Genomic DNA, 20,297 nt, shown 5'->3' on the forward strand with positions numbered 1-20,297 from the left:
AAGGCGCTCGTCGCGCGCGACCGGGCGGTGGTGTGTGGTCGTGCCGTCGTGTGGGGTCGAGCCGTCGTCTGGGGTCGTGTCGGCGCGCGCGACCGGGCGGTGGTGTGTGGTCGTGCCGTCGTGTGCGGTCCAGCCGTCGTGTGCGGTCGAGCCGTCGTCTGGGGTCGTGTCGACCGTTCCGTTCGGTGCGTTCATCGGTCCGCTCCCACGAGGTGTGTCTTCGGGTCGGTCTCCGGGTCGGTCTCCGGGTCCGTCGCTCGCAGGATGAGCGTGAGCAGCGGCAGGACCCCGTCGGCCCGCTCCTCGTCGAGCGTCGCGCCGAAGCCGGGTAGGACGGCGTCCGTACGGCGCGCGGCGGAGGCGGACGGGCCGCGGGCCACCAGCTCGCCGAGGGTGCGGCGCACGCCCGGTTCGTACGCGGAGAAGGTGCGGCGCAGCAGGGGCAGGACGTCGGTGAACGCGTCCGCCGACACGCTCGTCAGCCAGGCGTCGACGAGGGCGAGCAGCCGTTCGTCGTGGACGAGGAGCATGCCTCCGCCGGAGGCGCCGCCGACGAAGCCCTCGATCCAGGCGGCGGCGTCGGCGGGCGGGGTGCCGGGCGAGAGGGCGAGGCCCATGAGCCGCGCGGCCTCCCCTTCGTCGAGGCGACCCTCGTCGAGGAGGATTCGGGCGGCCCGGCCCCGGATGGTGCCCGGCACGCTGTCGCGGGCGGAGAGTCCGTGCAGGACGCCGGTCCAGCGGGTGAGCGTGCCGGTGGCGTCGGGGAGCAGGGGGAGCGCGCCGTGCACGGCGTCGAGGTGGCCGCGCATCTCGGCGGCGGCGTCGGTGTCGAGGCCGGCGCAGGCGGGTGGGAGGCCGACGCAGATCCGCTCGGCGAGCCCGGCCGCGACCTCGCCGAGCGCGGCGGTGTCGGTGGCGCGGACGTCTCCGTAGCGCAGGGAGCGGGCCAGCGCGGGGAGCGCCTGGGCGAGGTGCGCGACGTCGGTGTCGAGCGCGGCGCGGTCGGCGAGGGCGGTCATGACGACGGGCAGGGCAGCGCCGAGTCCGGCGAGCAGGCACTGCTCGGCGAGGGCGGTGACGTCGGCGAGCGCGGTGGCTTCCAAGGCGCGGGCCTCGGCCTTGGCGACGGCGGCGGACCCGACGGTGGTGCCCCAGACACCGGCCTCGGCGACCCGGACGTGCAGTTCGGGCTGCCAGCGCAGCCGCCAGCTCTCCTGGAAGGTGCCGGTGCTGCCCCGTCCTGCGACGGGTGTGCCCCAGTCGACGCCGAGCAGCCGCAGGCGGTGGAGGAGGCGGCTGCGGGTGGCGTCGTTCTCCTTGCGCAGGTCGAGTTCGAGCGCGCGCTCCTGTGCCTCCGGCTTGAGGCGCAGGCTGCGCTGGAGCCGGGCGAGGTCGCGTTGGAGGGGGACGGCGGGGGCGGTGTCGGGGACCTCGCCGAGGACGTCGCCGACGACGAGGCGGTCGCGCACCAGGTCGAGGGGGAGGTCGGAGCCGTCGCACATCACGGCGCGCACGGCGTCGGTGGTCTCACCGAGCCCGGCGAGCGGCCGGCCGCGCATCGCGGCGAGGGTCTCCGCGAGGCGGACGGCCTCGATGACGTGGGCGGAGGAGACGAAGGTGTCCTCCGCCCTGAGGAGGCCGGCGACCTTGGTCATCCAGCGCTCGATCGGGCGGTCGGGGGCGGCGAAGAGGTGTGCGTACCAGCCGGGGGCGTCGATGCCGGCGCCGTAGCCGGAGCGGCGGGCGAGGCGGCGGTGGGTCCAGGGCACCCACGTCATCTCGGTCTTCACCTTGGGCAGCCCCTTGAGCAGGGCGCGGTCGGCGGTGGCGGTCGTCGCGCGGGTCAGCGCGGGGACGTGCCAGGCGCCGCAGACGACGGCCACGTCGTCCCCGAACTCTTTGCGCGCGGCGCGGAGTTGGAGCCGCATGTACGCCTCGCGGACCAGGTCGCGGGCGTGTCCGCCGTGGCCGTACGCCTCGCGGAGGGCGCCCATGGCGTCGGCGAGCGCCTCGAACGGGGCGATCGGGTCGGCCGCGCCGCGCAGTTCGACCGTGTCCTCCCACCAGCGCTCGGGGTCGTCGTAACCCGCGGCACGCGCGAGTTCGCCGATCGGGTCGATGCGCAGGCCCTGGTCGGCCTCGGGCTCGTCCTCCTCGCCGTCGCCCCAGGTGGGGTCGGTGGCGGCGAGGGTGTGCGCGGCGGGCAGGTCGATGAACCGGACGGCGGCGCCGTGGGCGAGGGCCCAGCGGATCGCCACCCACTCGGGCGAGAACTCGGCGAAGGGCCAGAACGCGGCGCGCCCGGGGTCGTCCACCGCGTGGCCGAGCAGCGCGACCGGCGGCCGCATCCCGTCGTCCCCGGCGAGCGCGAGGATCCCGTCGGCCTCGGGCGGCCCCTCGACGAGCACAACGGCGGGCCGCCGCACCTCCAAGGCCCCCTCCACGGCCCGAGCCGACCCGGGCCCGTGATGCCGCACGCCCAGAAACAGGGGCCCACCGGGCCGAAACCCGACGCCCCGGGCGGACTGCGCCCCCGTGGGCGCAGTCCCGGTCGTCGAGACCGAACGGGTCGGCGAGACCGAACTGGCCGGGAGGGTCGGAGAGGCCGAGCCGGCCGAGCGGGTCGGAGAGGCCGAGCCGGCCGAGCGGGTCGGAGAGGCCGAGCCGGTCGAGCGGGTCGGAGAGGCCGAGCCGGCCGAGCAGGTCGAACTCGCCGAGCTGGCCGGGAGGGCCGATGCGGCCGCGAGGCCCGCGCTCGCCGAGCGGGTCGACAGGCCCGAGCCCGCCGAGCTCGCCGAGAGGCCCGAGCCGGCCGAACTCGCCGAGAGGCCCGCGCTCGCGGAGATCGCAGAGAGGCCCAAGCTCGCCGAGCTGGCCCAGAGGCCCTCGCTGGCCGAGCCGGTCGACAGGCCAGAGCCGGCCGCGCTCGCCGAGCCGGTCGACAGGCCAGAGCCGACCGCGCTCGCCGAGCCGGTCGACCGGCCCGAGTTCACCGTGAGCCCCGAGTTCACCGTGAGCCCCGAGTTCACCGTGAGCCCCGAGTTCGCCGAGCGGGCCGAGTTCGCCGAGCGGGCCGTCATGCGCTCACCTCGCGGCAGGCGCGGTAGAAGTCCTTCCAGTCGTCTCTCTCCCGGACGACCGTCTCCAGGTACTCCTGCCAGATGACGCGGTCCGCCGCCGGGTCGCGGATGACCGCGCCGAGGATGCCCGCGGCGACGTCGGCGGGGCGCAGGACGCCGTCCCCGAAGTGCGCGGAGAGAGCGAGGCCGCCGGTGACGACGGAGATCGCCTCGGCCGTGGAGAGCGTCCCCGAGGGGGACTTGAGCTTGGTGCGGCCGTCCGCCGTGACCCCGTCGCGCAGCTCGCGGAAGACGGTGACGACCCGTCGGATCTCCTCCACACCCTCCGGCACGGCCGGCAGGTCCAGGGAGCGCCCGATCTGGTCGACGCGGCGCGCGACGATGTCGACCTCCGCCTCCGGTGTCGCGGGCAGCGGCAGCACGACCGTGTTGAAGCGGCGCCGCAACGCGCTGGACAGGTCGTTGACCCCCCGGTCCCGGTCGTTGGCGGTCGCGATCAGGTTGAAGCCCCGTACCGCCTGCGCTTCCTGCCCCAACTCCGGGATGGGCAGGGTCTTCTCGGACAGGATCGTGATCAGCGTGTCCTGCACGTCGGCGGGGATGCGGGTGAGTTCCTCGACGCGGGCGGTCAGCCCCTCGGACATGGCACGCATGACCGGGCTGGGCACGAGCGCGTCCCGGCTGGGGCCGTGGGCGAGCAGCCGGGCGTAGTTCCAGCCGTACCGGATCGCCTCCTCGGGGGTCCCCGCCGTGCCCTGCACCAGCAGCGTGGAGTCGCCGCTGACGGCGGCGGCGAGGTGCTCGGACACCCAGGTCTTGGCGGTGCCCGGCACTCCGAGCAGCAGCAGCGCCCGGTCGGTGGCGAGCGTGGTGACGGCGACCTCGACGATCCGGCGCGGCCCGACGTACTTCGGTGTGATCACCGTGCCGTCGGGGAGCGTCCCGCCGAGGAGGTAGGTGGCGACGGCCCACGGCGACAGCTGCCAGCGGGCGGGCCGCGGCCGGTCGTCGGCGGCGGCGAGCGCCTTGAGTTCGTCCGCGAAGGCGTGTTCGGCGTGTGGCCGCAGTACCTCGGGTCCGAGGTCCGCGGCGGGCGCCGGGCCGCCCGCCGCGGTGCCGCTTCCGGCACCGGGCAGGGCGTTCGCGATGGTTTCGGACACGGTCATGGATCCCCCTCCAGATCGTTCGACCTGATGTGGGTTCCACCGTGCACCATGCCACTGACAGTCGGCCTCAGCCGCAGGTCAGCGGCGAACTCCGGCTCCGCGCGGGGGCGTCAGCCGGCGATCGGGGAGACCGCGACGCACCCTCCGGCCATCGCGTCCTGTCCCTTCGCCTCCTTGATGACCTTGCCCTCGTGGATGACCTTGCAGGTGAGGTCGGCCGGGTTGAGCGCCATCGGCATGACGGCCGGCGGCATGATCCCCTTCAGCGTCACCGTCTTCTTCCACGGGGTGGTCGGCTTCGTCTCGGTCTCCAGCTTCGGCTCCATGGCCGAACCGCTGCCGCCGTGGAACTGGATCGACTCGATGCCCTTGCCGGTGACCTCGTAGGTGACCTGGTAGGTGTCGCTCACCGCCTTGTCGACCTGGTCGGCGGCCTTGTTCGCGGCCTCGGAACAGGCGCCGAGACCGAGCGCCAGGCCGGTGACGGCGAGCGTCGCGACGGCGGTGCGGATGGTGCGCTTCATGGGGGTCCCCCTGAGAGATCTGTGGTCGGTTTCGGCAGACAATCGTAAAGAGCAGGCAAAGTCAAATGTCCCACGCGGACAGCTCATGACTTCGAAAAGGCAGGTCAAGTCCGTTGTCAGTGGCGCCCCCTAACGTCGAGGGCATGGACACACAGGGGGTGCGCTGGACGGCGGATCAGGTGCTGGCACTGGCTCCTGACGACGCCTCGCGCAGAGCGGGGAGCAAGCTCGGCACGGCCGGGCCGTGGTCCGGTACGGGCAGCGGCGGCGAGGGGGCCGTCTGGGGGCTGTGCCGGGGCAGCGGCAGCACGCCGTACCGGACGGTCGTCGACACCACGGGCCCGGCGTACTCATGCAGTTGCCCCAGCCGGAAGTTCCCGTGCAAGCACGCGCTCGGGCTGCTGCTGCTCCGGGCCGGGGACACGGAGGTCTTCGCCGCGGGCGCCGAGGTGCCCGACTGGGCGGCGACATGGCTGGCGGGCAGACGCGAGCGCGCCGCCGCCGCCCGCACGCGCGGCGCGGAGGGGACGGGGCCGGCCCCCACCGCCGATCCGGAGGCCGCCCGGCGCAGGGCGGAGCGGCGCTCGGCCCGGATCACCTCGGGGGCCGAGGAGTTGGAGCAGCGCCTCGCCGACCTGCTGCGCGGCGGCCTGGCCGCGGCGGAGCAGGCGGGGTACGCCCTGTGGGAGGAGACGGCGGCCCGCATGGTCGACGCCCAGGCGCCCGGGCTGGCGGGCCGGGTGCGGGAGTTGGGGGCCATACCGGGCTCGGGGCCCGGCTGGCCGGTCCGGCTCCTGGAGGAGTGCGCGCTGACGCATCTCCTCGACCGGGCCTGGCTCTCCGCCGACCGGCTCCCCGGCCCGCTCGCGGCGACGGTGCGGACCCGGGTGGGCCTGACCACACCCGCCGAGGGCCCTTCGGTCCGGGACCAGTGGCTGGTCCTCGCCCAGTACGAAACGGGCGACGGCAAGCTGACGACCCGCCGGATCTGGCTGCACGGCCGGACCACCGGGCGCACGGCGCTGCTCCTCTCCTTCGGAGCGGTCGGCCGCGCCCCGCAACTGGCTCTGCCCGTCGGCATGGTGGTCGACGCCGCGCTCACCCTCCACGCGGGCGCGGGGGCGCTCCGTGCGGAGCTGACCGAGCAGTCCGCCACCCCGTCCCCGCTGGACACCCCGCCCGCCGGCGGCACGGTCGGCGACGCGCTCACGGCGTACGGCCTCGCGCTGCGGGAGGACCCGTGGCTGGACTCCTGGCCGGTCACGCTCTCCGACGTCGTACCGATACCGACGGAGCACGGCTGGCAGCTCGCCGACGCCTCGCCCGGGCCGGACGGTGCGGGCGAGGCCCTGCCGCTGACCGGTGCCGCGCTCGGGCGGCCCGGCCTGTGGCGGCTGGTCGCACTCTCCGGGGGCGGCCCGGTCTCGGTCTTCGGGGAGTGCGGCCACCGCGGGTTCACCCCGCTGGCCGCCTGGTCGGCCGACGCCCCGGGCGAGACGGTCCCGCTCCACTGAACCTCGCTCGGAACGCCTGAACCTCGTACGCCCGAACCTCGATCGGTACGACGACCTGGAGGCCCCATGGACGCCTGGGAAGAACTCGTCACGTCGGCGCTGCTCGGCACGGACCGCCGCCCGCCCGCGCTCACCCCCTCCTCCGGAGCGGGCCCCGGCAGCGCTCCCGTAGCCCTGCTCGACGCCGCCGCGCTGCACACCGTGCGGAGAAGGGCGGGCCTGCGGCCCGGGCCCGCCGCCACGGCGCCCGAGCGCGCCCCGGACGACCCGCGCCGACCGCTGCCCGAGGCGGCACGGAGCAGGCTCGGTCAGCTCCTGGCGGGCCGGGCCGCCCCCGCCCCGTCCGGCGGCCGGCGCGGCGCCGCGCCCGACCTCGCCGAGCTGCTCCCCCAGTGGCTCGCCGCCGCCAACGACCACGGCTACCGCGCGCCGGCGTCCGCGCTGCCCGCCCTGCTCGACGCCGCCCGCGCCCGTACGGACCTCCGGCCCCAGGCACTCACCCTCGCCGGACCGCGTGGCCTGTGGCTGGCGCGGCTCAACCCGGACTGGAGGTTCGCCCTGCGCGGCGCGGGCAGCGGCGCCGCGCTCCCCGACCCCGGGGACGACGAGGCGGTCAAGGCCCTGTGGGACGAAGGCCTGTTCGCCGAGCGGGTCGCCCTGCTCACCGCCGTACGGACCGAGGACCCGGCGGCGGCGCTGGCCCTGCTGCGGTCCACCTGGGCGTCCGAGCGGGCCGAGGACCGGCTGATGTTCCTGGACTCGCTGCGGGCCGGACTCTCATGCGCGGACGAGGAGTTCCTGGAGGAGGCCCTGTCCGACCGCAGCCGTAACGTCCGCTCGACCGCCGCCGAACTGCTCTGCGCCCTGCCCGGTTCGGCGCTCGCCGACCGGATGGCGGAACGTGCGGCGTCCTGCGTGTCCCTGGACCGTACGGAAGGGGGCGCGACGATCGTGGTCGAGGCGCCGCACGAGTGCGACGCGGGGATGCAGCGGGACGGGGTCGTCGCCACCCCGCCGACCGGCCGGGGCGAGCGGTCCTGGTGGCTGGGCAGACTCGTCGACTCTGCGCCGCTGTCGTGCTGGCTCGCGAGGTTCGGGGGACGCTCGCCCGAGGAGATCGTGGCGCTGCCGGTCGCGGACGACTGGGAGGCGGAGCTGCACGCGGCGTGGTGCCGCGCGGCCGTCCGCCAGCGGGACGCGCCGTGGTCGCGGGCACTGCTCGGCTCCCCGGCCGCCCCGCCGGCGACGGGCCCGGGCACGTCGTCCCTCGCGGAACGGGCGCAGTTGCTGTCGACGCTCCCGGACGAGGAACGGGCCCGCTGGGTCGCCTCGTTCATCGCGGCGCACGGCCTGTCGGAGGCCTTCCAGCTCCTCGGCGTCTGCACGGTGCCCTGGTCGGAGCCGCTGGGCGGCGCGGTGATCGACGCCTTGGACATCGCCCGGGACGCGGGCAGTTACCCCTGGAGCTTCAGCGGGGTGATGGGCCTCGCGGAGCGGTGTCTCTCCCCGGCGGCGGCTTCCCAGCTGGAGTCCCTCACCGCTCTCACCGCGGAACCCGAGGACGCGTCCCCGGGAGCCGGTGGCTACTGGTCGGAGGCGTTCCAGCGCCTGGTCTCCACCCTGCGCCTGAGAGCCCGGATGCAAGCGGAACTGACCCCACCGCCGAACTGACCCCACCCCGGCCCGACCCCGCCGGGAGCCGAGCCCCCGCCCCGAGCCGACCCCGCCTGAGCCTGCCCGCCCCCGAGCCGCCCCCTCTCCAAGGCCGCCACCTCCCCGAGCGAGCCCAGGCTCGAGGCGGCTACGCAGCGTGCCCGGGCTACACAACCGTGGCGGCTACGCAGCGTGCGCGGGCTACGCACCCCGTGGCGGCCACGCGCAACCCCTGGGGCTACGCGGCGACGCGCACGTTCGCGTTCACCCAAGCGACGATCGACGTCGTCGTCGCGCCCGGCGTGAAGATCTCCGCCACGCCCTTCTCCTTCAGCGGCGCGATGTCCGCCTCCGGGATGATGCCGCCGCCGAAGACCTTGATGTCCTCCGCGTCGCGCTCCTTCAGCAGCTCCAGGACCTTCACGAAGAGCGTGTTGTGCGCACCCGAGAGGATCGACAGGCCGATCGCGTCGGCGTCCTCCTGGATCGCCGTGTCCACGATCTGCTCGGGGGTCTGGTGCAGCCCCGTGTAGATGACCTCCATACCGGCGTCACGCAGCGCCCGCGCGATCACCTTGGCCCCGCGATCGTGGCCGTCGAGACCCGGCTTGGCCACCACCACGCGGATCGGACCGGTCACACCCATCTCTGCCTCCACATGCGACCCCCGCGCCTCGTTGCCGGGGAGGTGAACGAACGTTATCGCCAGCATCCCGCACGCAGCTGTTTCGCGGAGGGCTCCGAGGGGGAAATCACACGTGGGACATGTTCGCTGTGCGCCGGACCCTCCCCGGGCCCACCTCCTGGGCCCACCAGCCGCGAGACCGGGGTTCGGCGCAAAGGGAGCCGCTACGGGGTAGCCGTATGTCCGGCCCGCAGCCGCCGGGCCGGACATACGGCACACGGCACTGCCGTGCGGCGCCCGCGTGCCGCGTTCGGAGGTCGCCGATGGGGCTCAGCAGGCTCACCAAGGTCACCACTGCACTCAAGGCCAACGCTCTAGAGCTGGCGATCTTCACCGGCCACCTGATCCTCTACCCCTCGGGCATCGTCGCCGAGCGCCCCGGACCCGCTCCGGCCGACGCCGACGCCGACGACGACGGCGACACGAGCCCGAGCCCGCGCCCGAAGCCCGCCAACGGGGCAGGCCGCCCCGTGGTCCTCCTGCACGGCTTCGTCGACAACCGCTCCGTCTTCGTCCTGCTGCGCCGCTCCCTCCTCCGTCACGGCCGTCGCCCTGTGGAGTCCTTCAACTACTCTCCGCTCACCTTCGACCTGCGCGCGGCCGCCGAGCTCCTCGGTCGGCACGTCGAGCGGCTCTGCGCCCGCACCGGCCACCACGAGGTCGACCTCGTCGGGCACAGCCTCGGTGGCCTCATCGCCCGTTATTACGTGCAGCGCCTGGGCGGTGACACGCGGGTGCGCACGCTCGTCATGCTCGGCACGCCGCACGCCGGCACCACCGCCGCGCCCTGGGCCGGCGCCCATCCCCTCGTACGCCAGATGCGTCCCGGCTCTGACGTCATTCTGGAGCTCGCCGAGCCCGCCGCCGGCTGCCGGACGCGCTGCGTCAGCTTCTGGAGCGACCTGGACCAGGTGATGGTCCCCGTGGAGACGGCCCGGCTCGACCACGCCGATCTGCGGGTGCACAACGTCCAGGTCAGCGGCATCGGCCATCTCGCCCTGCCCGTGCACCCGACCGTGGCGGCGGGGATCCGCGAGGCACTGGACGCCGACGACGGGGCCGCCGCCGAGCCGGGAGCCGCCTCCGTGGCCTGAGCCGCAGACGAAGCCTCCGTGGCGTGAGCCGCAGACGAATCCGGGACGTCTGACGGCCCGCCAGAAGGTGGCCGTTCTTCGAACGTTCGTCGAACACAGGGCCAAAGCTCTGCCCCGAGGCCACCGAAACACGGCCGATTGCCCGTTTCCTGTGGACCCAAAACCCTCGGAAGATTGTCGCTTGCGCATACCGCCGGGTACAGTCGCGCCACTGCTTCAACCCCGGGACACCCTCATCGGGCCCGCCCCGGACTGGTCCTGCCGCCGAGGCGAGAGAGAAGTTGGTGAACGACCAGCACCCCCACGCCGGGTACGTCGGAGACGACGCCCACAGCACCGGCAGCTTCGCCACCGACCCGCTCTTCGGCGCCCTCCCGGGCGGCTACGACGCCGGTCACAGCGGCCAGTACGACAGCACGCAGTGGAACGGCGGCCAGCAGTGGGACGCCGCCGCGTACGGTGCCACCGGGCAGTACGACACCACGCCGTACGACGCGACCGGCCAGTGGGACGCCTCCGCCTGGAACGAGGCGCAGCAGACCGGCCAGTACGAGACCGCGCGCGTCGCTTCGTACGACACCACGGGCCAGTGGACGACCCCCTCCTTCGAGACGGGTACCTTCGACGCCACCGCCTGGAACTACGCCGCGCCGCAGCAGGACGTCCTGGTCTCCGAGCCCGTCGTTCCGCAGCAGTACACCCCTGAGTACGGCTACGACTTCATCCCCGAGCAGCAGGCCGAGCAGCCCGCCGCGTACGAGGAGAAGACGTACGAGGACACGACGTACGAGAGCGGCGCGTACGAGAGCGGCGCGTACGAGAGCGGCGCGTACGAGAGCGGCGCGTACGAGGACGGCGCGTACGAGGACGGCGCGTATCGGGAGACCGCGTACGAGCAGGCCCCGTTCGAGCAGACCGCCGCCCATGAAGGCGACGCCCCGTACGAAGGCGACAGCTCGTACGAGCACGGCCACGAGCCCCGGCACGACCGCGAGTACGAGTACGACCACGAGGAGTCGGCCGCCGAGACCCTCACGGAGTCTCCGGCCGCCACCGGGTCCGCCACCACCGTCGGCCGCCCCGTGCGCCGCTCCTCCGGTGGCAGCCGAGGCCGGCGCCGTACGCCCGCCAAGCGCTCCGCGCTGCTGACCGTCGCCGTCCCGTCCGCCTGCGTCATGGGCGTCGCCGGGATCGCCGCCGCCTCGGTCGGCGGGCTGACGGATCCGGCCGCCACCACCAAGGACGACACCACGGCGCTCGCCGCCGCCGACCCGGCGTCGGTGAAGCCGGTCGCCGCCAACAACGAGCTGGACACCCAGCTCGCCGCGCTGAGCGCCGACGCCCGCGACTTCGGCGACCGTGCCAGCCGCACCCAGGAGCGCATCGACCTCAAGGCGCGCCAGGAGGCCGAGCGGAAGAAGCGCGAGGAGGAGGCGGCCCGCAAGGAGGCGATGCGCCCCAAGTTCGCGCTGCCGGTGAAGCTGCACCAGCTCAGCGCGAGCTACGGCCAGGCGGGCGTCAACTGGATGTCCGTGCACACCGGCATCGACTTCCCCGTCCAGTACGGCACGAAGGTGATGGCGGCGACCGACGGCACCGTCCGCACCCAGTACAACTCCGCCTACGGCAACATGGCGATCGTGACCGCGCCCGACGGCACCGAGACCTGGTACTGCCACCTGAGCAGCACCAAGATCCGCTCGGGCAAGGTCCAGGCCGGTGACGTCATCGCGTACTCGGGCAACTCGGGCAACTCCACCGGCCCGCACCTCCACTTCGAGGTCCGTCCCGGCGGCGGCGCGGCGATCGACCCCGAGGCGTGGCTGCGCAGCCACGGCCTCAACCCGACGGGCTGACGTCCGCCGCGGGCACACGACGCATGAGAGGGCCCCGGCCGAAGCCGGGGCCCCTCTCCCGTGTGCGGGAGAGATCCCTACAGCTTCTCGACCGGCGCGTACCGCAGCAGCAGCCGCTTCGGCTTCTCGTCGCCGAAGTCGATGGTCGCCTGCGCGTCGCCGCCTGCGCCCGTGACCTGCATGACCGTGCCGAGGCCGAACTGGTCGTGCGTGACCCGGTCGCCGACCTGGAGGGCGATGACCGGCTTGTCGCTGGTCCGGCGGGTGGCGAAGCCCGAGGGGCCCGAGCGCGAGCGGGAGGAGGAGAGCGAGGAGGTGATCCCCGAGGTCGGCCCGGCCGGCTTGACCATGGGCCCGGTCCGCTTCCACTCCAGGTACGTCGGCGGGATCTCCTCCAGGAAGCGGGACGCCGGGTTGTACGAGGGCTGGCCCCAGGCGCTGCGCATCGAGGACCGCGTCAGATAGAGCCGCTCGCGGGCGCGCGTGATGCCCACGTACGCGAGGCGCCGCTCCTCCTCCAGCTCCTTGGCCTGGCCGAGGGCGCGCATGTGCGGGAAGACGCCGTCCTCCATGCCGGTGAGGAAGACCACCGGGAACTCGAGGCCCTTGGCGGTGTGCAGGGTCATCAGCGTGATGACGCCCGCGCCCTCCTCGTCCTCGTCGGGGATCTGGTCGGAGTCGGCGACGAGCGCGACCTTCTCCAGGAACTCGGCCAGGGTGCCGGTCTCGTCCTCGCCCCGCTCCTGCTCGAACTCCAGGGCCACGGCGGCCAGCTCCTGGAGGTTCTCGATCCGGGTCTCGTCCTGCGGGTCGGTGGAGGCCTGCAGTTCGGCGAGGTAGCCCGTCCGTTCCAGTACGGCTTCGAGGACGACGGCCGGTCCCGCGCCGGAGTCGACGATCGTACGGAGCTCCTCCATGAGGGTGTTGAAGCGCTTGACCGCGTTCGCGGAGCGGGCGGCCATGCCGTACGCCTCGTCGACCCGCTTCAGGGCCTGCGGGAAGGTGATCTTCTCCCGGAGGGAGAGGGCGTCGATCATCGCCTCGGCGCGCTCGCCGATGCCGCGCTTCGGCACGTTCAGAATGCGGCGCAGCGGGACGTTGTCCTCGGGGTTGGCGAGGACGCGCAGGTAGGCGAGGACGTCACGGACCTCCTTGCGCTCGTAGAAGCGCACGCCGCCGACGACCTTGTAGGGCAGGCCGACGCGGATGAAGATCTCTTCGAAGACACGGGACTGGGCGTTGGTGCGGTAGAAGACCGCGACGTCGCCGGCCTTGGCGTCGCCCGCGTCCGTGAGCCGGTCGATCTCGTCGGCGACGAACTGCGCCTCGTCGTGCTCCGTGTCGGCGACGTAGCCGGTGATCTGCGCGCCCGCGCCCGCGTTCGTCCACAGGTTCTTGGGGCGGCGGGACTCGTTGCGCTCGATGACGGCGTTGGCGGCGGAGAGGATCGTCTGCGTGGAGCGGTAGTTCTGCTCCAGGAGGATCGTCGTCGCGTTCGGGTAGTCCTCCTCGAACTGGAGGATGTTGCGGATGGTCGCGCCGCGGAAGGCGTAGATCGACTGGTCCGCGTCGCCGACGACGCACAGCTCGGCCGGGTCCAGGTCTTCGTAGCCGGTGCCGACCAGCTCCCGTACGAGGGTGTACTGGGCGTGGTTGGTGTCCTGGTACTCGTCGACGAGGACGTGGCGGAAGCGGCGGCGGTAGTGCTCGGCGACGTCCGGGAACGCCTGGAGCAGGTGGACCGTCGTCATGATGATGTCGTCGAAGTCCAGGGCGTTGGCCTCGCGCAGCCGTGCCTGGTACATCCGGTACGCCTCGGCGAGCGTCTTCTCGAAGCCGTCGGCGGCCTGGTCGGCGAAGGTCTCCTCGTCGATCAGCTCGTTCTTCAGGTTCGAGATCTTGGCGTTGAAGGACTTCGGGGGGAACTTCTTCGGGTCGAGGTCCAGATCGCGGCAGACCAGCGCCATCAGGCGCTTGGAGTCGGCGGCGTCGTAGATCGAGAAGGACGACGTGAAGCCGAGCCGCTTGCTCTCGCGACGCAGGATGCGGACGCACGCGCTGTGGAAGGTCATGACCCACATGGCGTTGGCGCGCGGGCCGACGAGCTGCTCGACGCGCTCCTTCATCTCGCCGGCGGCCTTGTTGGTGAAGGTGATCGCCAGTATCTGGCCGGGGTGGACGTGCCGGGTGGCCAGGAGGTGGGCGATGCGGTGGGTGAGCACCCGGGTCTTGCCGGAGCCGGCGCCCGCGACGATGAGCAGCGGGGCGCCGCTGTGGACGACGGCGGCGCGCTGCTCTTCGTTCAGCCCGTCCAGGAGCGCGGCGGCGTCCACGACGGGGCGGGCCGCTCCGTCGCGGTAGTACGCGTCACGGGCCGGCGGCGCGTCGAAGCGCCCCTCGAAGAGGTCGTGCGGGACCTCCTCCGCGGCCGGATCGCCGTGGGGGTGGTGCCCGTCGTCCTCGGGCGGGGGCGGAGGCTCCTCCGAGGAGTGGTTCTGGAGGCTCGCCAGGAAGCTGTCGTCAAAGAGGCTGCTCATCGCCTATCGAGTCTAGGCCGCCGCACTGACAGCCCGCTGCCACCTCCGGAAGTGAGGCGATACTTACGGAGGGTGATATTCCGCTTCAGGTCACGAAAATGTATCGGGCATATCGAACATCGGCCTTCCCACCCGCACCGTGGGTTGGCTAGCGTGCTCGCCCAGGCAGCCCGTCCTCTCCGGCGGCGAAACGCGCCGAGCGGGCCGCCCACGCCGAACCCGGCCCTGCCTCACGGTGGTTGACGCCGGTCGCCCCCTCGGTGGCCACGGAAGGAGATGCCGGTCTTGGCGTCCCATCGCAAGCCGCGCACCACACGTCCGCACTCCCCCGCCGTCGGGGTCACGACGGCCGCCCTCGCCGGGGTCACCCTGCTGACCACGCAGAGCGCCCAGGCCGCGCCCGCCGCCCCGCCGAAGCCCACGGTGGAGGAGGTCCAGAAGAAGGTGGACGACCTCTACCGGCAGGCCGGCACGGCGACGCAGCAGTACAACCGGGCCAAGGAGTCCACCGACGAGCAGCGCCGCGAGGTGGACCGGCTGCTCGACGACGTGGCCCGGCGCACGGACGACATCAACGAGTCGCGGCGGGCGCTCGGCTCCTACGCGGCGGCGCAGTACCGGGCGGGGGCCGTCGGCCCGACCGCCGCACTGATCTTCGCGGACAGCCCGCAGGCGTACTTCGACCAGACGCATCTCATGGACCGGCTCACCGACCGCCAGCGCAGCGCGGTGGCGGAGTACGAGGGCAAGCGGGTCGCGGCGGCGAAGCAGCGGGCGGAGGCGACGAGGAGCCTGGACTCCCTGACCGAGTCGCAGGCCACGCTGCGCACCACCAAGCAGACCGTCCAGCGGAAGCTGGGCGAGGCGCGGACGCTGCTGGCCCGGCTGACGGCCGAGGAGAAGCGGCGGCTCGCGGAGCTGGAGCGCCGGCGGGAGGCCGAGGCGCGGCGCAAGGCGGAGGCGCGGGCCAAGGTGGAGGCCGAGGCCAGGGCCGAGGCCGCGGAGGCCGAGCGGCGGAGGCAGGAGGAGGCCCGGCAGAAGCAGCCGGCCGAGCCGGTCCAGCCGCCGGCCGAGGGTGGCTCGGGCAGCGGCTCGACGTACGCGGCGAAGGCGGAGAAGGCGCTGGCCTTCGCCCGGGCCCAGATCGGCAAGCCGTACGTGTGGGGCGCGACGGGGCCGTCGTCCTACGACTGCTCGGGCCTGACCCAGGGCGCCTGGAAGGCCGCGGGCGTCGACCTGCCCCGCACCACCTGGGACCAGGTGGAGGTGGGGACCCGGGTCGCCACGGCCGATCTGCTCCCCGGCGACCTCGTCTTCTTCTACGACGACATCAGCCACGTCGGCCTGTACATCGGCGGCGGAAAGATGATCCACGCGCCGAAGCCGGGCGCGAACGTGCGCGAGGAGTCGATCTACTACATGCCGATCTACGGCAGCGTGCGCCCGGCGTAGCGTCCGTGGGTCCCGCCGTACGGGCGGGAGCAGGTCGTCCACCTGGAAGCCGGAGCCACAGGTCGCCGTTCGGCTCGCGGGCGACGATGTCGGCCGTGCCGTCGCCGCCCGGATCACCCGGGCCGGCGAGCTGCGTGTCGGAGCCGGCGGTGCTCAGGTCCAGAGGGTCGCGATGAAGATGTTCGCGATCGTCAGGCCGCCGACGGCGCCGAAGAGGCCCTTGTCGACCGTCTCCTCGTCCCGCTTCACGTAGACGAGCGCGAGGATGACGACGAGGACGGCCAGCTTGATGCCGACCTTCACGTTGTTGACCGTCTGGTCGTCCGCCTGGTTGAGGCCGACCAGCGCGACGCCGGTGACCAGCATCGTGAGCGCGCCGTGCAGCATGGCGGGGCTGAAGCGGGCCGTACCCGCGCCCATGGCCTTCATCTGGGTGAGGAACCCGCCGAGCAGCGAGGCGATCCCGATGATGTGCAGGGCGACGAAGACATTGATGAGTACGTCCATGGGGCGGAGCCTAACCGGGGCATAGCACCCGCGTTCGGCCGGGTCCAGCGCATCGGGTCCTTCGGTCAGGCCCGCGCCGCAATGCGGCGTCCTCCCGTCCCCGCGGCCGGACGGGAACGGTCCTCAAGCGTCAACTGACGCCAATAGCGGTCAACTCCCCGCCGCCGCGTGACGGTCAGGTTTAGCGTCCTCCCCCAGGTGGCCGGCTCCCCACCACCGTCGGTCCGTCCGGCGGCAGTCGGTCGCCCCCGCCGAGAATCCGGCGGCGGGCCGTCTCCCCTGTGCGGCCCGTCGCCGGACCCGGTGGGCATCGACCCCTCAGGGAGAGGATGTGACCCGCCCTCGTGGCAGCGCACCGGAAGCCCAAGCACGTACCCCTCGGCGGCCAGGCGGCACGGACCGCCGCCACGCTCGCCCTCGCCTCCGCGGCGACGGCGACCGTCTTCGAGGGCTCCGGGCACGCCGAGCCCCGGCTCACGCCGGCGCAGGTGAAGGCGAAGGTGGACCGGCTGTACCAGGAGGCCGAGGTGGCCACCGAGAAGTACAACGGCGCCAAGGTGAAGGCGGACGCGGAGCGGAGCGCGCTCGACCGGCTGCGGGACGAGTCGGCGCGCAGGACCGACCGGCTCAACACCGCGCGCAACGGGCTCGGCTCCATCGCCACCGCGCAGTACCGGGCCGGCGGTCTGGACCCCGCCGTGCGGCTCGCGCTCACCTCCGACCCGGAGCAGTACCTGGCGCGCGCCGCGATCGCCGAGAAGGCCGGGGAGCGACAGGCCGCGACGATCGCCTCGGTACGGCGTGAGCTGACCGGGATCAGGCAGCTGCGGGCCGAGGCTGACGGGCGGCTGACGCAACTGCGCGGGCACGAGGCCGATCTGCGGGAGCAGAAGGCGGCCGTGCAGGGCAAGCTCGCCGAGGCGCGCTCGCTCCTTGCCCGGCTGACCGCGGCGGAGCGGGCGCGGTACGAGGCGGCGGCGGCCGGCTCGGGGCGGAGCGGCTCCGGCGCCTCCGGGGCCGTCACCGGGGCCGCCACCGGCGCGAGCGGGGCCGGGAGCCGTGCCGACCGGGCATCGGTGCCGCGCGGCCCGGTCTCGGCGCCGAACAGCCGCGCCGCGCAGGCGATCTCCTTCGCCCGGGACCAGATCGGCAAGCCGTACGTATGGGGCGCCACGGGGCCGTCGTCCTACGACTGCTCCGGGCTGACGCAGGCCGCCTGGCGCGCGGCCGGGGTGGCGCTGCCCCGGACGACGTACACGCAGATCAACGCCGGGCAGCGGGTCTCCCGCTCTCAACTGGCCCCGGGTGACCTGGTGTTCTTCTACTCCGAGATCAGCCATGTCGGGCTGTACATCGGCGGCGGCCAGATGATCCACGCGCCCCGGCCGGGAGCTCCGGTGCGGGTCGCGCCGATCGACGAGATGCCCTTCGCGGGGGCGACCCGGGTGGGATGACGCCCGCGGAGGGTTGACCTTTGGATAGTGGCGCTATCTACTATAGGTAGCGCCACTATCCATGCGTGGAGAGGACAAGCCGTGCCCACCCTCCCCTGGACCGTTCCGCAACAGGCCCACCCCGGCACGGAGGCCCAGGTCATGGCCTCCCGCTTCGAGGTGCGCTCCCTGGCGGACGTCCCCCGGTTCTTCCTGAAGTCCCTCGCCGCCTGGCGGCAGGTGCGGTCGGCGCCCGGTGCGCTGGGCGCCTCGCTCATCGCCCAGCCCCTGAAGCGGACCTTCTACACCCTCTCGGCGTGGGAGGACCGCGACGCCCTCTACGCCTACGCCCGCACCGAGCCGCACCGCTCGATCATGGCCGGACTGCGCTCCACCATGCGCGACTCCACCTTCACCTTCTGGGAGGTGCCGGTGGAGCGGCTGCCGATCGGCTGGGACGAGGCCAAACGCCGCCTCGCGACCGAGGCGGCGGCGAACCCCGGCCACCAGGACTAGCGCGCCTGGGGACGGGGCGTCGGCGCTGAGCCCGGTCCGGCCTCGGCCGCATCGGTCCTCAGCCCCGTCGGTCCTCAGCCCGGTCGGGCCTCAGCCGCGTCGGTCCTCGGCCCGGTCAGGCCTCAACCGCGTCGATCCTCAGCCCCGTCGGCCCTCAGCCCGATCGGGCCTCAGCCGCGTCGGTCCTCGGCCCGCGGCCTCAGACCAGTCGGCGGGCGGTCGCCCAGCGCGTCAGCTCGTGCCGGTTGGACAGCTGGAGCTTCCGCAGCACCGCCGACACATGGGACTCGACCGTCTTCACCGAGATGTAGAGCTGCTTGGCGATCTCCTTGTACGCGTATCCACGGGCGATCAGCCGCAGCACCTCGCGCTCGCGCTGGGTCAGCCGGTCCAGGTCCTCGTCCACCGGCGGCGCGTCGGTGGAGGCGAAGGCGTCGAGCACGAAACCGGCCAGCCGGGGCGAGAACACCGCGTCGCCCTCCTGGACGCGGAAGATCGAGTCGACCAGATCGGTGCCCGTGATCGTCTTCGTGACGTACCCGCGGGCGCCGCCCCGGATCACGCCGATCACGTCCTCCGCGGCGTCCGAGACCGAGAGGGCCAGGAACCGGACCGGGTCCTCGCTCGCCGACATCAGGTTCGTACAGCGCCGCAGCACCTCCACCCCGCCGCCGCCCGGCAGGTGCACGTCGAGCAGGACGACCTCGGGCCGGGTCGCGGTGATCACCGTGACCGCCTGGTCGACATCGGCGGCCTCGCCGACCACCTCCACCCCGGTGACATCGGTCCGCCCGATCTCGGCCTGCACTCCCGTACGGAACATGCGGTGGTCGTCGACGAGCACGACCCGCACCCGACGCTCCGCACTCGGTTCCGCCGTCGTCCCGGTACCGGTCTCGTCGCTCATCCGTCCGCCCTCTCCATCTCAAGCTCCACTTCGGTGCCCCCGCCCGGCACGGACCGCAGCCGGGCCGAACCGCCGTTGCGCTGCATCCGGCCGATGATCGATTCTCGTACGCCCATCCGGTCGTCGGGCACCGCGTCGAGGTCGAAGCCGGGGCCGCGGTCCCGCACGGAGACGAAGACCGTACGGCCCTCGACCTCCGCGTACACCTGAACGGCCCCTCCCTCGCCACCGTACTTGGCGGCGTTGACCATCGCCTCGCGTGCGGCCTGCATCTGTGCGGCCAGTTTCTCGTCGAGCGGGCAGTCGCCCACGACCACGACCTCCAGGGGGACGCCGTGCTTGTCCTCGACCTCGGCGGCGGCCCGCTTGACGGCCTCCGCGAGGGTCTCGGGTTCCTCCCCCTCGTCCTTGCCGGTGCCCTCCGGCCGGTACAGCCAGTTCCGCAGCTCCCGCTCCTGTGCGCGGGCGAGCCGGCGCACCTCGCCCGGCTCCTCCGCGTTGCGCTGGATCAGCGTGAGCGTGTGCAGGACGGAGTCGTGGACATGGGCCGCGACCTCGGCGCGCTCCTGGGCGCGGATGCGCATGGTCCGCTCCTCGGAGAGGTCCTGCGACATCCGGACCAGCCACGGTCCGGCGAGCAGCGCTATGCCGGTGAGCACGGCTATCGCGGCGGTCAGCGCCGTGCCCAGCTGGGCCGCCGAGCCCCGGACGACCATGAAGACCGTCAGTCCCATGCCGACGAGAGCGACGCCCGCGAAGCCGCGGGCGAGTTGCAGGGTGCGCCGGCGGCGGCCGGCCTCGGTCCAGCTGGCTCGGCGGGCGTTGTCCGCCTGGCGCCAGACGAGGACCACGCCGACGCCGATGAGGAGGGTGGGCCAGACATAGCGGTCCGTCCGGTTGCCCCAGTCGATGTTGGCCGCGAAGACCACGGCGCCGAGGGCGAGCGCGATGAGCGCGAAGACCTGGCCCCGGTCGGGCTTGCGCAGTCGGCGCCTGCCGTCCGCGGTGGTCTCGAAGACCGGGCGGGGGGCGCCTCGGCCGCCGACGCCGAGCGGGACGACGATCCAGAACACCGCGTACAGCAGGGCGCCGAGACCGTCGGCGAGAAGCAGGCCCACGAACAGCACGCGGACCCAGACCACGGGCAGTCCGAGATGTCCGGCCAGGCCGCGCGCGACACCGCCGAGCCACCGTCCGTCGGCGCTCCGGTAGAGCTTGCGCACGGGCGGTTCGTCGGTGTCGGCGACACGGGCGGCTGCTGGCATGCACCGATCGTCACACGTCCGGCCCGGGCGGCACATCAGGGTCGGTCCCTGAGATCGCCCCTAGGAAGCGGCCCCTAGGAGGCTCTCGGGGTGGAGCGCCCCCGGAAT

At 73.4% G+C, this 20,297-nt stretch carries 16 protein-coding genes; 8 read left to right on the plus strand and 8 right to left on the minus strand.

Going from position 1 to position 20,297, the window contains the following annotated elements; genetic code table 11:
* Positions 1 to 191 precede the first annotated feature (191 nt).
* Positions 192 to 2,489 (minus strand): DUF5682 family protein, encoded by a 2,298-nt coding sequence (locus ACIPPS_RS04755; RefSeq protein ID WP_401427224.1) that lies wholly within the window; start codon positions 2,487 to 2,489, stop codon positions 192 to 194.
* Between the two features lie 46 nt (positions 2,490 to 2,535).
* Here ACIPPS_RS04755 and ACIPPS_RS04760 point away from each other — a divergent pair, with 46 nt between their 5' ends.
* Entirely contained in the window at positions 2,536 to 3,165 is a 630-nt protein-coding gene (locus tag ACIPPS_RS04760; RefSeq protein WP_401427237.1) for a hypothetical protein, read from the plus strand.
* Here the strand turns inward: ACIPPS_RS04760 and ACIPPS_RS04765 are convergent.
* Both ACIPPS_RS04765 and ACIPPS_RS04770 read right to left on the minus strand, forming a co-directional pair.
* Positions 3,077 to 4,246 carry an AAA family ATPase gene (locus ACIPPS_RS04765; RefSeq protein ID WP_401426820.1) on the minus strand — a complete coding sequence of 390 codons (1,170 nt, stop codon included), beginning with the start codon at positions 4,244 to 4,246 and terminating at the stop codon, positions 3,077 to 3,079. The two genes, ACIPPS_RS04760 and ACIPPS_RS04765, sit on opposite strands and share 89 nt — an antisense overlap.
* Positions 4,247 to 4,356: 110 nt before the next feature.
* Positions 4,357 to 4,770: a hypothetical protein gene (locus ACIPPS_RS04770; RefSeq protein WP_401426822.1), complete on the minus strand. Its 414-nt coding sequence runs from the start codon at positions 4,768 to 4,770 to the stop codon at positions 4,357 to 4,359.
* 143 nt (positions 4,771 to 4,913) lie between these two features.
* On the opposite strand from ACIPPS_RS04770, the gene ACIPPS_RS04775 reads away from it, so the two are divergent.
* Both ACIPPS_RS04775 and ACIPPS_RS04780 read left to right on the plus strand, forming a co-directional pair.
* Complete coding sequence (locus ACIPPS_RS04775) at positions 4,914 to 6,284, plus strand: SWIM zinc finger family protein (RefSeq protein ID WP_401426825.1); 1,371 nt, start codon at positions 4,914 to 4,916, stop codon at positions 6,282 to 6,284.
* A gap of 66 nt (positions 6,285 to 6,350) precedes the next feature.
* Positions 6,351 to 7,955, plus strand: coding sequence for a DUF5691 domain-containing protein (locus tag ACIPPS_RS04780; protein WP_401426827.1), 1,605 nt, complete (start codon positions 6,351 to 6,353; stop codon positions 7,953 to 7,955).
* Positions 7,956 to 8,175: 220 nt separating this feature from the next.
* Here the strand turns inward: ACIPPS_RS04780 and ACIPPS_RS04785 are convergent, their stop codons facing one another.
* The gene (locus tag ACIPPS_RS04785) at positions 8,176 to 8,583 is read right to left on the minus strand and encodes a cobalamin B12-binding domain-containing protein (RefSeq protein WP_401426830.1); all 408 of its coding nucleotides are present in this window, start codon (positions 8,581 to 8,583) and stop codon (positions 8,176 to 8,178) included.
* A 302-nt stretch (positions 8,584 to 8,885) separates the two neighbouring features.
* On the opposite strand from ACIPPS_RS04785, the gene ACIPPS_RS04790 reads away from it, so the two are divergent.
* Both ACIPPS_RS04790 and ACIPPS_RS04795 read left to right on the plus strand, forming a co-directional pair.
* A complete protein-coding gene (locus ACIPPS_RS04790) occupies positions 8,886 to 9,716 on the plus strand; it encodes an esterase/lipase family protein (RefSeq protein WP_401426832.1) in 831 nt (276 codons plus the stop codon).
* 284 nt (positions 9,717 to 10,000) lie between these two features.
* Positions 10,001 to 11,572: a M23 family metallopeptidase gene (locus ACIPPS_RS04795; RefSeq protein WP_401426834.1), complete on the plus strand. Its 1,572-nt coding sequence runs from the start codon at positions 10,001 to 10,003 to the stop codon at positions 11,570 to 11,572.
* Positions 11,573 to 11,649: 77 nt separating this feature from the next.
* On the opposite strand, the gene pcrA is transcribed toward ACIPPS_RS04795, so the two are convergent.
* On the minus strand, positions 11,650 to 14,109 hold the full coding sequence (gene pcrA, locus ACIPPS_RS04800) for a DNA helicase PcrA (RefSeq protein WP_401426836.1): 2,460 nt from the start codon (positions 14,107 to 14,109) through the stop codon (positions 11,650 to 11,652).
* A gap of 276 nt (positions 14,110 to 14,385) precedes the next feature.
* On the opposite strand from pcrA, the gene ACIPPS_RS04805 reads away from it, so the two are divergent.
* Positions 14,386 to 15,561 carry an NlpC/P60 family protein gene (locus ACIPPS_RS04805; RefSeq protein WP_401426839.1) on the plus strand — a complete coding sequence of 392 codons (1,176 nt, stop codon included), beginning with the start codon at positions 14,386 to 14,388 and terminating at the stop codon, positions 15,559 to 15,561.
* A gap of 153 nt (positions 15,562 to 15,714) precedes the next feature.
* On the opposite strand, the gene ACIPPS_RS04810 is transcribed toward ACIPPS_RS04805, so the two are convergent.
* Positions 15,715 to 16,068, minus strand: a complete 354-nt coding sequence (locus tag ACIPPS_RS04810) for a hypothetical protein (protein ID WP_401426841.1) — start codon at positions 16,066 to 16,068, stop codon at positions 15,715 to 15,717.
* A gap of 344 nt (positions 16,069 to 16,412) precedes the next feature.
* Here ACIPPS_RS04810 and ACIPPS_RS04815 point away from each other — a divergent pair, with 344 nt between their 5' ends.
* Together ACIPPS_RS04815 and ACIPPS_RS04820 are read left to right on the plus strand one after the other, a co-directional pair.
* On the plus strand, positions 16,413 to 17,522 hold the full coding sequence (locus tag ACIPPS_RS04815) for an NlpC/P60 family protein (RefSeq protein ID WP_401426843.1): 1,110 nt from the start codon (positions 16,413 to 16,415) through the stop codon (positions 17,520 to 17,522).
* Positions 17,523 to 17,603: 81 nt separating this feature from the next.
* Entirely contained in the window at positions 17,604 to 18,017 is a 414-nt protein-coding gene (locus ACIPPS_RS04820; protein ID WP_401426845.1) for a DUF3291 domain-containing protein, read from the plus strand.
* Between the two features lie 199 nt (positions 18,018 to 18,216).
* On the opposite strand, the gene ACIPPS_RS04825 is transcribed toward ACIPPS_RS04820, so the two are convergent.
* On the minus strand, positions 18,217 to 18,924 hold the full coding sequence (locus ACIPPS_RS04825; protein ID WP_401426847.1) for a LuxR C-terminal-related transcriptional regulator: 708 nt from the start codon (positions 18,922 to 18,924) through the stop codon (positions 18,217 to 18,219).
* Complete coding sequence (locus tag ACIPPS_RS04830; RefSeq protein WP_401426849.1) at positions 18,921 to 20,189, minus strand: PspC domain-containing protein; 1,269 nt, start codon at positions 20,187 to 20,189, stop codon at positions 18,921 to 18,923. The genes ACIPPS_RS04825 and ACIPPS_RS04830 overlap by 4 nt, the downstream gene beginning before the upstream one ends.
* Between the last annotated feature and the right edge of the window lie 108 nt (positions 20,190 to 20,297).

The sequence above is a fragment of the Streptomyces sp. NPDC090127 genome (assembly GCF_044746945.1).
Taxonomy (GTDB): domain Bacteria; phylum Actinomycetota; class Actinomycetes; order Streptomycetales; family Streptomycetaceae; genus Streptomyces.